Source organism: Pseudoalteromonas sp. CO348, from assembly GCF_004208845.1.
Classification (GTDB): domain Bacteria; phylum Pseudomonadota; class Gammaproteobacteria; order Enterobacterales; family Alteromonadaceae; genus Pseudoalteromonas; species Pseudoalteromonas maricaloris.
On record NZ_SGPI01000029.1, the window covers coordinates 1 to 14,651 of the forward strand.

Annotated in this window: 8 protein-coding genes; 2 read left to right on the top strand and 6 right to left on the bottom strand. The window is 43.4% G+C overall.

The window, feature by feature from the left end:
* Nucleotides 1-349: 349 nt before the first annotated feature.
* On the top strand, nt 350-895 hold the full coding sequence (locus tag EXT48_RS13955; RefSeq protein ID WP_239358685.1) for a hypothetical protein: 546 nt from the start codon (nt 350-352) through the stop codon (nt 893-895).
* An 18-nt stretch (nt 896-913) separates the two neighbouring features.
* On the opposite strand, the gene EXT48_RS13960 is transcribed toward EXT48_RS13955, so the two are convergent.
* From EXT48_RS13960 to EXT48_RS13975, 3 genes are all read right to left on the bottom strand, one after another.
* Nucleotides 914-4,036, bottom strand: coding sequence for a DUF3427 domain-containing protein (locus tag EXT48_RS13960; RefSeq protein WP_130164801.1), 3,123 nt, complete (start codon nt 4,034-4,036; stop codon nt 914-916).
* Between the two features lie 781 nt (nt 4,037-4,817).
* Entirely contained in the window at nt 4,818-6,068 is a 1,251-nt protein-coding gene (locus EXT48_RS13970; RefSeq protein ID WP_130164802.1) for a type II toxin-antitoxin system HipA family toxin, read from the bottom strand.
* A complete protein-coding gene (locus tag EXT48_RS13975) occupies nt 6,065-6,370 on the bottom strand; it encodes a helix-turn-helix domain-containing protein (RefSeq protein WP_036984862.1) in 306 nt (101 codons plus the stop codon). The genes EXT48_RS13970 and EXT48_RS13975 overlap by 4 nt, the downstream gene beginning before the upstream one ends.
* Nucleotides 6,371-6,688: 318 nt before the next feature.
* Here EXT48_RS13975 and EXT48_RS13980 point away from each other — a divergent pair, with 318 nt between their 5' ends.
* Nucleotides 6,689-8,002, top strand: a complete 1,314-nt coding sequence (locus tag EXT48_RS13980) for an ATP-binding protein (protein WP_130164803.1) — start codon at nt 6,689-6,691, stop codon at nt 8,000-8,002.
* A 521-nt stretch (nt 8,003-8,523) separates the two neighbouring features.
* Here the strand turns inward: EXT48_RS13980 and EXT48_RS13985 are convergent.
* From EXT48_RS13985 to EXT48_RS13995, 3 genes are all read right to left on the bottom strand, one after another.
* On the bottom strand, nt 8,524-10,407 hold the full coding sequence (locus EXT48_RS13985; protein ID WP_130164804.1) for a hypothetical protein: 1,884 nt from the start codon (nt 10,405-10,407) through the stop codon (nt 8,524-8,526).
* A gap of 137 nt (nt 10,408-10,544) precedes the next feature.
* Complete coding sequence (locus tag EXT48_RS13990; protein ID WP_130164805.1) at nt 10,545-12,977, bottom strand: YbcC family protein; 2,433 nt, start codon at nt 12,975-12,977, stop codon at nt 10,545-10,547.
* Nucleotides 12,977-14,545 carry an NADH-quinone oxidoreductase subunit L gene (locus EXT48_RS13995; protein WP_130164932.1) on the bottom strand — a complete coding sequence of 523 codons (1,569 nt, stop codon included), beginning with the start codon at nt 14,543-14,545 and terminating at the stop codon, nt 12,977-12,979. Before EXT48_RS13995 ends, EXT48_RS13990 begins: the two co-directional genes overlap by 1 nt.
* Between the last annotated feature and the right edge of the window lie 106 nt (nt 14,546-14,651).

Genomic DNA, 14,651 nt, shown 5'->3' on the forward strand with positions numbered 1-14,651 from the left:
GGAAATATTTCACCAGTTCAATATGAAATGAAATTATTAAAAACTGCCTAAAACAGTCTCCAAATTTAGTTGACCGTTACAATAAATTTTTTCTATTTCTTTATGGTGAGTACACTGGTGAGTAAGAGGGGTTTGAAACGGGTAATAAACACCTTACAGGACTTGATATAGATGGATTTGTGAAATTTAAAGCGATAAACAGATCCAAAATATTGAATAACACGCCGATATTCTATCAGCTTTGAAAAACCGCCTCTCGGCGGTTTTTTATTGGGTTCATTTTATGAAATATATTAACCTTCATAATTTCGCTAAACTTCAACTGTTATTAGAACAAAAAAGCAATCACATGATTAACCTTTTCTGTACACAAAAACTCATTGCAAAGCTCCCTGTCAATGAAGGAGTTATATCCGCTTGTTCCGATGCAAAGCTGACTGATTTAAGCACGCCAAACACTCACCCTTTGTCAGATTGGCATGCTAATTTGCTCACAATACAACGCAGAAACTGTGTGCTCCTGATGCATAATCAAACCCGCTTTCCGGTATTTATTATTGGTCTCACCAAACCAGATTTTGCAAAGTTAGATTTTCTATTTGCTGATAGCTTTATGAATACCTTGCTAAAAGTAGGTGCAACTAACCAGCAATTACAAAAAGCAGCTTCATTACTCGGCCCGCTAACAATCGCCAAAGCCAATAACCGTAGTGTGCAAGGGACGATGAATCAAATGAAAGGCGATATAGAATATCAACTTTGGTTCGACCAAATTAACATCATGGATTGTTCACCTTATAGAACTGCCGCCTGGTTAGCTGAACGCCCTTGCATGGTTAAAGGACAAAAAGACTGTATTTGGCCAATTAAGGAAATGCTCGCTTTATTAAGCTAACGCTCCAATATCAACCTGCTAAGCCATTGCTAACTTAGCCGCCTGTTTCCACATAAATGTCGGCATGCTATTTCGCAACTGCCAAGTGATGTTCATGGGCTGCCTACCAATGTGCGATACATAGTCAACTTCGCCAAAATTAACAAATCCTATGGTTTTGCCAAATTCGTCTTTTGCTTGCTCTCTAACAAACAGAAAAAGTCGCTTACCCTTTGCTTTGTGAGTGACATAGTCTAGACCTCTACCATAATCAGGCCTTGCTGAGTTTTGGCTTTGCCAATGGAAAAGCTGTTCATTTATCGCGTAGTCGTGATACATAGTAGTGGGCGAAAACTGCTTTTCGTTTTTATTCAACGTAACGAATAGCAGCTCAATATTTTGCTCTCGAATGCTAAAAACACCTTCTCGAGAATTCGGCTGCTTTTCAAAAGTAGACACACCAAAACCAACCAATATTTGCTCTCTGGCATAACGAGCATGAAGCTTTATCGGGTGATTGCCCATCATAGGCATGGTTTCTTGATTATGGTGTATACGGTCAATTAACAAAGAGGTTAGACTCGCTAATTCCGATTTTAACCACTGATGCTCAAGTCGGTTTAAACTGTCGTTTATATCTTGGAAGCCTAGCTTTTCTCCTGATTGTTGCCAGAAATCATAATGCAACATGAGTTGGTGTAAATCTGAAGTTATCGCTCCATTAGTAGCGAATTCTTTTAATTTGCTTAGATAGTCATGATCATCACACACTAGCAACCTTGTCTTTACCATCCGGGCAAAGTTACGAACAAGCTCAAGATCTACATCGTTTAACAAACCAGCATCTAAACAAAGCTCAGTCCAGCATAGTCTTTTATACAAAGCTTCTACTTCAACTTGTGGGTATACCTTTATGAAATTTGCCAAGTTCATTTCTAAGGTTGAGTCTCGAGAAAACGAACCAGCTAAACCAATTAACCTCTGTCTAGTCAAGGTCGCCTGCTTAATGTTACGCAGCACCATGTCTTGCGTTTGTTTCGAGAGCTCAATGCGACAACCTAAAGGCGCATGAGGAAAGCCATTTTTAATTTCATCACTTATTGCCCCATCGGTTTTGCCAACCAAAGCTCTAAACTTATGAGCAAAGTCATATTCAGCATTGGCATTACCGACAAAGTCTAAAATAGTGCACACCTCTTTGCCGTCGGCTAAGCGCAAGCCTCGCCCCAATTGCTGCAAGAATATCGTTAAGCTTTCTGTAGGTCGTAAAAATAGTAAAGTGTCGACTTCAGGAATATCGACTCCTTCGTTAAAGATATCCACCACAAATAAAACGTTAATATTGCCTGAACGAAGCGCTTGTTGCTTTTGAGTTCTATCTTGGCTGTTATCACTGGTCAAATAATCGCAAGATATACCTTTAAGCAGGAACTGCTTACACATAAATTCTGCATGCTCCTTGCTGACACAGAATGCCAATGCCTTCATGCAAGACATAGACGTTATAAGCTCGTTTAATGTTTGATAAATCTTCTCAACTCGTTGCTGGTTATGCGTATACAAATTGGTTAATGCAGCTATGTCGTACCGCCCTCGACTCCAACTGACACTTCTGAGATCGGTATCATCATCAACGCAAAAATATTGGAACGGACATAAATGGCGACGGTTAATCGCCTCTGGTAAGCGGATTTCAGCTGCAATCACGCCACAAAAGTCATCAAGAATATTTGCACCGTCATGACGCTCCGGCGTTGCTGTTAATCCTAGCAAAATACTCGGCGTAAACTTATTTAAAATACTGCGATAAGAGCTGGCAGCAACGTGATGCACTTCATCAATGACAATATAATCAAAGTAGTCACTAGAAAGGGATAAGTTGTTAAGTTGGTTATTTAACATTTGCACCGATGCAAACAATTGTTCATAGCGCTCAGGCGTGTAGTTACTCACCCAAAGCTCGCCAAAGGTCGAGTTTTTTAAAACACCTCGATAAGCCTGACGCGCCTGTTTAAGAATTTCTTCTCGATGGGCAATAAATAAAAAATTAGCATCGGGTTTGTGTTTGAGAAACTTTGCAAAATCAAAGGCCGAAATTAACGTTTTACCAGTGCCTGTTGCCGCCACAACTAGATTTTTAAAGCGCTTGTGTAAAGCTCGCTCAACCTCTAATTGCTCTAAGATTTCTTGCTGATGTGTAAATGGCTTAATTTCAAAGTAATGGTTTGGCTCTTGAACGCCGCCCATTTTGGCATTTTTGAGCGCTATATTGAGCTTTTCTCGTGCCTTAACTTGACCATCAAACACTTCAAATTCCCTCGAATTCCAGTAGCTTTCAAATGTATTAATTGAACGCTCAATAATGTGCGGAATTTCTTGTGACGTGATCTTTAAATTCCACTCAAGGCCACTGGTTAAAGCGGAGTGCGATAAATTAGACGAACCAATGTAACCAGTATGAAAGCCTGTATCTCGAAGAAACAAATAGCTCTTTGCATGTAGTCGCTCACGCTGAGTATTGTAGCTGAGTTTAACCTCTGTATTGGGCAGTGAAGCCAAAAACTCAACCGCTTTAGCATCGGTTGCGCCCATGTAAGAAGTGGTGATAACTTTGAGCTGCTTACCGCTGCGGGTAAATTCCTCTAGCTCATTTTTGAAAATCCTGATCCCCGCCCATTTTATAAATGAGACCAGCCAATAAATTTTGTCTGACGATCTTATTTCACGCTTTAACTCACTCTCGAGAGATAAACCTGCATTGCTGCCACAAAATAATTCGCTTTGTGTTAAGCCCGTTAGCGGAAATATATCTTCAACATACTTCTTTAAATCGGCGGCAACAGGATTTTCAATTTCGTATAAAGCCGTAAGTATTTTTCCTTGTCCTGCTAGTAAGTTTTCATCGAAGAATTCATCTTCTCGGACCCTATCTTTAAGCCATAATATCAATTGATTTGATAACTCAATTTGACGCTGTAATTGGTCGTCTCCGGCAGGCAAGCAATTAACCGCATACTCAATGATCCTGCTTAGAAACCGAGATAGCCATATTGCAGCTTCGGCTTGTTCAAGCTCACGCTCCCCAATGTAGAATTGCTCTTTATTGAGGCGACCCGTGATCAAGTTAGTGATCATTTGCTCATAAATGCCAGTTTGATTCATAAGTACTGCTATTCCTTTAATTATGAAAGATAAATTTACACGCTCTCGCATTTAGTTAAAAGCGTGGTGTGGTTTTTTAAGTGCTTTTTAGCCATTAACACCTCTACCACCTGCACGTTTAAAGCCAACCCAATTAAGCGGTCGTAGTCATGCATTAAGCTAAGAGCTAGCTCTCCAACCTGGCTCTTAATATTTATAAACAAGCTTAAAATTACTTCTAAGGGTGATAGCGTTACCACGGCTAAAATTACGACTACGCCGCACGCCAATCCGAATGTATCGCGGAAATTTTCTACCGGTATCTCTGCCAATAAGTAAAGAACATAAATGGACTGCGGCCAAAACCAGTTTTGGCCTTTACCTCAGGCAAGTGCAAAATCCGCTGCTGACGCGCTGGATATACTGAGTTTGTGGGTGATTGTGTGGTTGAGTTCATCGTTTCTATTTTTTCAAAATAAGCCTCACTGATCTGTTAAGTTCAGTTAGGAGTTTGCCAGTACTAAACGGACGCAGTAGGCAGATAAATGCCCAGATCGTGCAGCTTTCTGAGGGTGCAGGTAGCGAGCTGCCCCAGAATTTACATAAAGCCCCTGGTGATAAATACCCTGTGGGCAGGGCTAGTATATTGCTAAGTAGCGTGAATTAAGGCGTTGCCTATACTGCCCCAAAAGCCCAAGGGATAAGAGGTGTGTGACAACACATGGAGTGTGAGGCAAAGATTAAAAATGAAACTATAACTTCTCTATATGCTAAAAAATGAAAATATAGTTTCACTGACTCATTAAACGTTAAACGCTGATTGTTTCATGGCTTGCTCCGCTCGGCTGATCCCTAGCCGCTTAGCAACGGTGTGCCATTGCTTAACCGCCATTAATACTTCATCGTAAATTTGTGTGGCTTGGGTTTGCGAAAGTCGGAAGAAGTCTTTTACGTCAAAGGCTAATTGGTAGTCTAAAGTGTTGTCTGCATCGGTAATATTTAGATGCAGGCCATGCTTACCCACTATCGGGTTTAAATCATAAGCTGGTGATAACTTCCAGCCATTTTTTGTTAATAAAAACCCATGGTTACGCAGGTGATCATCCGTGTTAGACACCGCAATATTAAACACGATTCGACGCCATAACTGAGCTAAATCGGCTGTTGTTTGTGCACCACAATTGGAAATAAATTCAGCAATCTCTAGGTAGCTGGCACCTTGAGATTGTTCACCATCATAGTATTGAAGCTGTGTCATGGCCGATGAAAAATGCAGCCGCCTTTCACCGTCGCGGTCAAACCGTTTGGTTAAAAAGGTATGGTGCTGTGACGAAAATTGCCTGATCTCACTTGGATACATGTCAATACCTGCCGCCAGAGCCAATTCATAACAGACCATCTCCCACGCGCCCACATCATGGGTATCATTTAAATTGGGAAACTTGGCAATCCACAAGTGGCCTTGTTCATCTGTGACACAAGCCTTGGGCCTTGCACCACCTAATGATGAGCCTGGAGAAATCAGCCTCTTCAACCAGCGGTAATACTCGTCACTGTCGATGTTATCGTCTTTTTCAATCTGCATTGCGGCGTGCTCTAGCTCTCGCAAAGAAGCCATTGGTGGCGCAGCAAACTCAGAGTTGTCGTCCAAAAAAGCATCTGAGCCTACTCGCTTAAATCGAATCCCGCCCATCCGATAAGAGTCATGTACGCCCAGTAGGTAATCCAATTCGTTTAATCGACTTGTTGCTCGAATGCCTTTGCGCGCCTCAATGGCCGCACGCCGCTGCATTAAAATACGCCCCCATCTATCAGGCGATGAATCAAGAAATGCGCGAAAGTTTTTATCGGCTTCATCGTTATAGAGTTCACCGGAGTGAAGCGTTAGGATTGGATCAATTTGCAAGCGATAGGCTGAGGTTAAAAATGCTTTATCGTAGGCAAAACTAAATACGCCCCCTCGGCTTGAATCGCTGTAAGCAAGCAGCCCAATTAGCAAAGGCGCTTCAATTGGCTGCCAGTCGGCATAGACTTCGACGATTTCACGGCTCATTTTGAACCTTCCAGCAATTTTATGTTTTGCAGCTTGATACCCACTTCATCATGAGCGGCCATTTCTGCAAAGTTGCTTTCCATGCCAAGAACGGCCATCACTTTTAAGTAAGTGCCTATGGCAACGCCCGGATCACCGGCGAAGACTTTATTCACGGTTTTATGATCAAAACCAGTACGTTCACACAGTAGCTTTTTTGTAAAACCACGTCGTTTCATCGCCAACAGCAAGTCTTCACCAAAATGCGTCAGGATTTTGCGCTGCTTTGGAAACAGTACATTGTGTAAGTCACGCTTAGCCATATCACAAACCAAAGGGACTATATTCCCATTATTCAATCGTTAATGGGAATATAGTCCAACTTTGAATCCCAAGCAACTCCAACAACTTACACATGGGACTATATTCCCACTTTACTCAATATAATTGGATTTATATCCTACTTTTAGGTTTAGTTTGCGCGTTGGCCAAGGCGATGATGTGAATCCCTGAATGCCAAAGGCCATCAAATTACACTTTTACGCGCATAAAAATGTAAAATATCACACTTTTCTGCGCGTAAAAGTGTAGACTGAGTTATACTACAGGCAGTTAACAGTCTTAATTGGCGGGAAATGACAATGCAGCGCAACTTACTCAACGCCCTAATAGCATGGAAAAGTCAATCTGTACGCAAGCCATTATTAATCGATGGCGCAAGACAAACAGGTAAAACCTATCTGCTGCAAGAGTTGTTTGGTAACACCTTTGCCAACATCCTTCGTATCGACTTTCTTGAAAATCCCGCCTACAAAGAAGCGTTCGATGGCTCACTCTCACCTGACGAGCTAATAATGAACATTGAACTTTTGACCAATCAGGTGTTCAACCCAGAAACCGATCTGCTGATATTAGATGAAATTGGCGAATGTGAGCGTGCCGTTACCTCACTTAAGTACTTTGCCGAGAAAACCCCCTCCTATTTTGTCGCTGCCAGCGGTTCAAATATTGGTTTGCTCAACACCTTCCCTGTGGGCAAGGTAGAACAATACAATTTACGACCACTGACCTTCCAAGAATTTATTTACGCATCCAACGAGCAAGCACTGATCAAAGCATTTGATAGTCAAGCAAGCACACCGGCGGTGCACACTAAATTGATGGATAAACTAACCGACTATTTTTTTACCGGTGGTATGCCGGAAGCCGTTTCTGCTTGGTATCAGTTTAAGGATTCAAGCATTCTAGAGCGTGTTGAAAAAGTCACAAAAATTCATGCCGATTTAGTTGAAGGTCATCGCCGCGATTTCGGTAAGTACGCGGGCAAGGTCGATGCCACACTGATTGAATCGGTGTTTAATAGCATTCCAGCCCAGCTATCACTTGTCAGCGATGAGTCAGTTAAACGCTTTAAATTTAAGCATGTGCATGAGCGTAAATCTCGTTATAGCGATTTTGAAACCGCGATCCATTGGCTTAACTGCTGCCGCTTAGCTTTGCCAAACTACCCTATTGAAGGATTACCGAAAACTCCGTTGGCGGCCTATAAAAAAGACAATATGGTTAAACTATTTCTGTTTGATGTGGGCCTACTCAATCATATGCTGGGCAGCAGTTATAAAGAGATTAAGCAACAAAACTATGAATACAAAGGCTATGTGGCTGAAAACTTTGTGCTACAAGAGCTCACAGCTATTGGCGTTGACCCAAGCTATTCATGGAATGACGCCCGCGCCGAAATCGAATTTATTTTGGCGACCGATGAAGGCGATATCATCCCTGTGGAAGTCAAAAGTGGTAAACGTACAAGAGCAAAATCGTTGGCATCCTACGTTGAAAAATGTACTCCAAATAAAACCTTTAAGTTAACGGGTACACAAGGCTCTTCAGCGTTAGAACAAACCAATATCGTGATGCCTTTGTATTTCACGCAGTATTTACCAGAGAGATGGTAAAGGCGCGTTGCCTAGCCCCGAAGGTCTACACAAAGTTACCTTAGGGATAACAATTTGTAGACCTGATGCTTACCATTCGACACCCAGTCTTATCTCTTTTGGATACCATAGCATCCATATTGAGCTTATTTCTATTAAAATGGACACCATAATGTCCATTTCAGGCTAAGTGAGCTTTCTGCTGACTCATTACTATCGTGTAAAACCAGTGAAAAAATGGCAAAGCTATGTTGACGGAAATCATGCTCGATAAAGCCCTTCAAAGCTTCTATTTTTAAGTCCTAACAGCAGCATAAAAACGGCACTGTTTTTCCATTGCTAACCACTAAGATTTAGTAAAAGCCATAGACAAGTGGTGGGCAGTTTGGTGGGCAAACAGGCATTTTTGAACGGTTTCTTTTCGGTAAACTTTTGAATTTTTAAATGTTTAGATTGCCACTTAAAGAGCAAATTCAAAAAAATATATTGAATAAAGCTCACTAGCTTCAACAAAATTGCCACCTGAGGGTGGCACTTGTCTTTTACTCTTCTTTATTTTCGAGTGCTTCTTCTCGGCGCAGATAAGCGCCGGCTTCATCACTACTTGCGCGCAGTTGATGGTTTTTATCCACCGCTCTCGTTTGCTGATTGAGTTGGTATACTTGTGAGGCGTTACCTAAATCACGTTCGCTGGTAATCGCGGCGATGGATTCTCGGTCTTTTAAGAAGCTAATCACATCTTTACGGATGTCGCTTAGCTGTGCATCGTCTTTATGCATTTCTAATATATGCCTTGGGTGCTCTAGGTTTTTCATGCCCGTGGCAGCGAAGGTCGTTGATACAATTCTCGACACCACTACCCAAGGGGTAATACTGCTGCGTACTAGCGTATTTTCAGAGCGTGTGGAATCGTGAATACCAGTACCTGTTGATATTTTTGACTCAGTAAATGTCCCTTCACACTTAAAATAAACCAGCAGAGATTCAAACTGCATCTCGGCATAGAATACGTGTGCAGCATTGTTTAGCATTGACGCAAACGATTTAATCAATAAGCCACTTAGCAGTAAATGTACGGCTACCATCACAACAGCGCTGAATGACGCAATGTTCTCTTCGCTGAAAGCACTAGAAAAATTACTGATATTGGCGCTCGTTATATAGTGGTAAATATCTACTATGGCATAAGCAAAAAAGACGCTTAATCCAAGGGTCACTAGCAGCAGTAAGTTACCACCTAGCAAAGATAAAAACCTAAAGCGTTCGAATGATTTACCTAAATCTAGGGGTAGGACTTTAGGTTGTACTTCTTGGATCATTTCACCTTTAAAGCCACCTTTACCATCAACTTGTTCTTGCAAGCTGGGATCTAGCTCACGATAAACCCGGTTTGGTACTTCTTTATAGCGGCGATTAGCCATCACCAAGTTGTCGAGGTTAATAAATATCTCGTTTGGATGTACTGATTCTTGCCAGTTTTCTCTTAACTCAGACACTTCAACCACTGGGTTTACTTTGTCTAACCGCGCTTTAAGCATAACAGCAATAATCGCGCTACAGCCAAGTGCAAGCACGATAACGCCCGTGAGATAAGCCCAAGTATGAAGACTAGGCAAAGGCGCAAAAAAGAGCTCAATATCGGCTTTACTTAACTTTCCTTCATCCATGATGTAAGACAAAGTTAAACCAATCAGGATTGGTAACACAAAAGAGAGCGAAATCACTTTAGTGAGGGTCGCACTCCCCAAAGATTCAATGGCATGTTCCGCTTTGCGTGAAATCGGTTTAGCCGCGCTATACCAACATGACAAAATATATATCATCAGTAAGGTGCTATAGATTGGGAAAGTCAGCTCCCCAGCATCACCGGCAAAGCCAGAAAGCGATACAAACGCCACCACACCATAAAGCACAAGTGCAGTTAATGTACTCACCCATGCACCAAATAAGCGTTGGCTCATATTTCTGATAGGATAAGGAAGAAAGAGTAATTTAGGTGCAATGCTGTGAAGTAAACGCGATAAGAACCCTTTCGGCTCTACAAACGTGCTGTTTTTTCGGCCAATCAACATTTCTTCAAGCGTTTTAGCACGGTAAGCCACATCAGCCTTTTCTTGCTGGGCGGTTGAAGTTTCTGACTTACTGAAGTTATAAGCTAAAGAGGTGGGATGGTTACGACCCACAAAAAAACGCAGCGTTGCATATATTCCTTTTGCAAGAGAGGTGATCCCAAGACCTAAAATCAACATGCCAAATAGCATGATGATCCAACCCATACCCGCATCGCTCTTAACGGAGCTGGCGGCAATCACCAGTAATGCAATTCCAGCAATAGTTTGTATTGCACCACGAATAGCAGTGATTTTACCTTCCGTTTTAAATGGGTTTTTAAGCCCTAAATCAATAGAGCCATAATCAAAAGCCACTAGCAGCCTCCTTGTATAAACAGTCCAATGTCGGTGGCTAGGAGGTCGTCTAGTTTACGCAGCGTCCAGCCACACCTTTCAATTTCTGCAATACTCTGCACAATAACTTGTTAAGTTGCAACGAGTTTCGTTTGAATTCAAAGAAGTTCCCACTTACTGTTATCAAATCGCCTAACTTCGTTACAATTAGGCGAAATAGACAGAAGATAAAGCCACTCGTTTTCTACCAATTGTTTTACAACTGGATGTGCTGCCATGATTTGCTCTAGTGCTTCGGTTGGTGCTTGTACAATGACGCTTAAACGTTGTGGGGTATGCATCCATTTTTCACCGTTGTGAACGGATTGCATTGGCAGACCAATTCGCAAATCTCCGCCATTGCCCTCAAACACTCCAATTCTGCCTCCCACGATATTATGCAACACCTTGTTACCACTGCCGTATTTGTGGGTATCGGTTACCGAAGCGTTATATTGCATATTGATCCAGTTAGTGACGAGCATAGGGGCGGTTAAAATAGCAGTTAACTGGCTAAAGTCTTGATCTTGCTCGGCGCTGTATTCGTGCAAAAAGACTCGACCTTGCAGGTCAATCCCCTGCGTAACTTGTCTCGGCGCAACCACAAATGCCGCATTGTTGGCAAGGCCCCATTCTGGCCTAACTTGAGACCAATCTTTAGTACGGGCTATAAATCGCTGCTCTAATTGCTGTTCGGATAACTCTTTACCAGTTATCGCAAGTGTATGGGCACGCTCTACTCGAGCCAGATGCGCTGCCTGCTTTAACCAGCGGGTTATCTCTGTATCTATTTCGCCATAGGGGGTAATTGTTTCAGTGGTGGTATTATGTAGCGCTGCAACAAAACGTGTTTGCGGCGGAATAGCGATGCCAAGCGCGATTAATTCTGCGCGTACCGCTTGGTCGTTAAGAAGTTGCGCGAGTACTTTAACATTCACTTCTCCCGACTGCCCGCCACATGCACCACATTGTAGCCCGGCTTCATGTAAATTATTGGTGGTATGCGCTCCGTGGCCAACCAGTAGGACCGTATCAGCAAATTCGGTCAGTCCCATCCCTTTTACTATGCCAGCTGCGTGTTTAGCTTGCTCCAAAACAGTAACTTCATGTTTGCCTTGCTTTAACTGCCACTTCCTTGAATCAATATGGCTATCGACGGGGTGCTGAGTTTTTTGCAATGAAAACACTTTGCTAAATAGCTGATAAAAGTAACTCATCCCCATCGACTCCACCATCGAAAATGAAGCCGCAGCAGAGTGAGACCAGCTATGCCAACGGCCAGCTTGCTGGCGTTTTGTGGCAAGGTGCTGGGGTGCCGGCGTTTGTATTGCGGTGATTGGCGCTTTTAGTAATCCGGGTAACTGTGGCCGACTAAAACGGCAGTTAGTCGCATGATAATCAATCGGTAGGCCAAAAAATCCGGCATAGCCTATGGTTTGAATGCCTGCGCTTTGAGCTTCTAGCGCACGGCGGATCACCTCTGAGCGCACATCAATACAAAAAGCAGCTTGTAAAGTCGGTGTAGCTTGCTCACGAGCATCCTCAGATTTTACCTGCTGAGTTTTTAGCTGCCCCACTAAAGTGGCTTGATAACTGAGCTCGAGTGCCCGCTGAAATACCAGGCGCGGCAACAATGCTTTTTTATGCTCAAGCACGATCTCAGCAAGTTGCAGCTTTTGCTTGTTCCAATGGTATTGAATACGGGTAAAGGTCGTTGGATGGCGCTCACTCACGTAACGCCAAATCACCAGCTCCCACGCCATTCGAATGGCCAATAGCGTACGCATATCGGAAGCCGGATGCTGGGCAAGATCTGCTTGCCAGCGTTCATAAGCCGCCCAAGATGCCCAGCCATTAATGTCTAGCAGTAGCATGTGCGAATAATCACTCAGCTCATTGAACCCAATCCCTAAGGTGTCGACAGCGAGTGCAATTAAAGACTCAGGAGACGTTGGCAAAGCCTTAAAGTAATCCACTAAACCCGACTCCCCCATAACGATGCTTATTCCCAAATCTCGTGATACGGTTTCATGCCAGTGACGATACAAGCAGAGTCTCTCTTCACCTTGGGTTTGTTTGAGAATAGGCTGCACCTGCTGATAATGCGCGGCGCAAAATTGGCTAATTTGGTGGCTGATCTCCTCTTGCCATGGCATCTTATGCTCAGAGCGATAACGGTCAAGCAAGTCCGCTAATGTATGCCAGTGTGGCAACTCGCCGCAGTGACTTTTTTTGAGCCAATTAAGTAACGCATTGGTGCTGCGATCCACCGCGTAATGTGCCGCAGATTGCTGCAATGCTTGCTCTGAAATCGCCTCTAGCTGCCATTGTTCAAGATAAAATGCCACGGGCATCAGCATTCTAACCTGTGCCAACGCACTCATTTTATTGACCACCGCATCAAAAGGCAGATCTCGCATTCCCCAAAATGGATTCACTGCGATCAATTGATCGAGTGGCCAAGTTGGCGCAATACGTGTTTCAGCGCTCAGGAGTTGTTGCTGTTGCGGCTGAGATAGCTGAGTCTGTTTGTTGTCTTGTGTCTCTATCATTACTTCTGCTCCTCGTGCCCCGCAGCATAGCGATGAATGGCTAGGTGTTTCTGCTTTTTAATACTTGGCAAATGGACGGGCCAAAGTAATATGGTTAATCGCGTCATCCACTCGTCTAAATACAGCCCGGCATACAACACCCGAGAGAGTTTTTGCACTGTTATCAGATGTGCGCGGTAATAGAGCAGATAATTTACTACAATGAGTACCACTACTAGGCTGAGCAACCAAATATCAGCACCATCGAGTGCTTGCGCTCTAAGATCATTTGGTAGCGCGACCACCAAGTGCAATAGCCACTTTTGCGCACTATAGGCTGCCAACAACACAACGGCTGCGGTGATAATTCTAAAATAGCTGCTAGGGGCTTGCGCCTCAAAACGCAGCGCTAACCACACCGTTAATGCGCCAACCATTAATCCCCAAATACTGATAGGACCTTGATATTCAATGACAACTGCAGCTGCTGTCGTGAGGCCAGTTGCCACGACAAGTGCAATAAGCCATTGCCATAAGGGCGGTTCAAGCTGGTCGCTCAAGCGACGAGTCAAATCTTCATGGATCCACTGGCTTGAGTTTAAAAATGCGTGGGCCTTGTAGGCTGAATGCGCTAATAAGTGCAGCAGCGCTAATTCATATAGTCCCAAAGCACACTCCACTAGCATCAGTCCCATTTGTGCACAGGTTGACCAAGCCAAGCGCACTTTTAAACTGATCCGCGTTGTCATGATAAGCGCGGCCAATAATGTCGTTATTCCTGCCACGATCAAGATCAGCCATTTCGCAGCTTCTACGCGTAAAATCAAAGGGCCAAACACCATCACCAAAAAACCACCCAGATTAATGATCCCTGCATGCAGCAGCGCACTTACCGGTGTGGGTGATTCAACCACTTGCATCAACCAGCCATGCACTGGCAGTTGCGCGCATTTTATCAGCGCCACAATTGCGAGTAAGCCAGCTGCTGATTGCTCTAGCGCAGTCAGTGTTGTTGAGTGAGTTAAGTAATAGTTTGTGATGTCATTAAGCTGGAGCATGCCAGTGCTGAGGTAGATACAAATAAAAGCTCCAAGCAATGCACTTTCTGCCAAGCGCGCCAAAATAAACTTTTTGTGTGCGGCCAATGCCGCTCTCGGGCGGTTAGGATAAAACAGCAGTAGACGATGCAAGCTCAAACTAATGCCGACCCAAGCCAACCAAAATAGGACTAAGTGATTACTGAGCACCACGACAGTTACGCTCAGTAACGTGGTGAGTAGATAGCGAAAATAGCGGCCCCGGTGTTTTTCACCATGTAAATAGTGAATGGAGTAACGCAGTAAAATAAAGCTCATAAAGCCAATCAATGACACCACGCTAAGCCGTAAAAAGTTTATTTCAAACAGGCTACTGGCAATATCACCTTGCGTTGCCCAACTCCCCCAGCCAAAAGCGATACAAATTGCCACACCGATAGCAAAACCGTTCGCGATACGAAATAACCCAGCGTTACTACGAGACGCTTTGCTCATGAAAGACGCAGCAATCAAAAAGTGTAATAGCAACAACACCACTAAGATATTAATCATCACTTTCTATGCTTCTCACCTAAGTCTTGAATTAGGTCATTATTCCAACCTTTTTAATTTAATAAAAATAGATATAATTTAACTATTCGTTCTGTTTTACTTATAT

What these genes read in the sequence shown, in the direction of transcription:
- EXT48_RS13960 (WP_130164801.1), bottom strand. Translation starts at nt 4,036, where the DNA reads ATGAATCAAACTGGCATTTATGAGCAAATGATCACTAACTTGATCACG.
- EXT48_RS13980 (WP_130164803.1), top strand. Translation starts at nt 6,689, where the DNA reads ATGCAGCGCAACTTACTCAACGCCCTAATAGCATGGAAAAGTCAATCT.
- EXT48_RS13955 (WP_239358685.1), top strand. Translation starts at nt 350, where the DNA reads ATGATTAACCTTTTCTGTACACAAAAACTCATTGCAAAGCTCCCTGTC.
- EXT48_RS13990 (WP_130164805.1), bottom strand. Translation starts at nt 12,977, where the DNA reads ATGATAGAGACACAAGACAACAAACAGACTCAGCTATCTCAGCCGCAA.
- EXT48_RS13970 (WP_130164802.1), bottom strand. Translation starts at nt 6,068, where the DNA reads ATGAGCCGTGAAATCGTCGAAGTCTATGCCGACTGGCAGCCAATTGAA.
- EXT48_RS13995 (WP_130164932.1), bottom strand. Translation starts at nt 14,545, where the DNA reads ATGATTAATATCTTAGTGGTGTTGTTGCTATTACACTTTTTGATTGCT.
- EXT48_RS13975 (WP_036984862.1), bottom strand. Translation starts at nt 6,370, where the DNA reads ATGGCTAAGCGTGACTTACACAATGTACTGTTTCCAAAGCAGCGCAAA.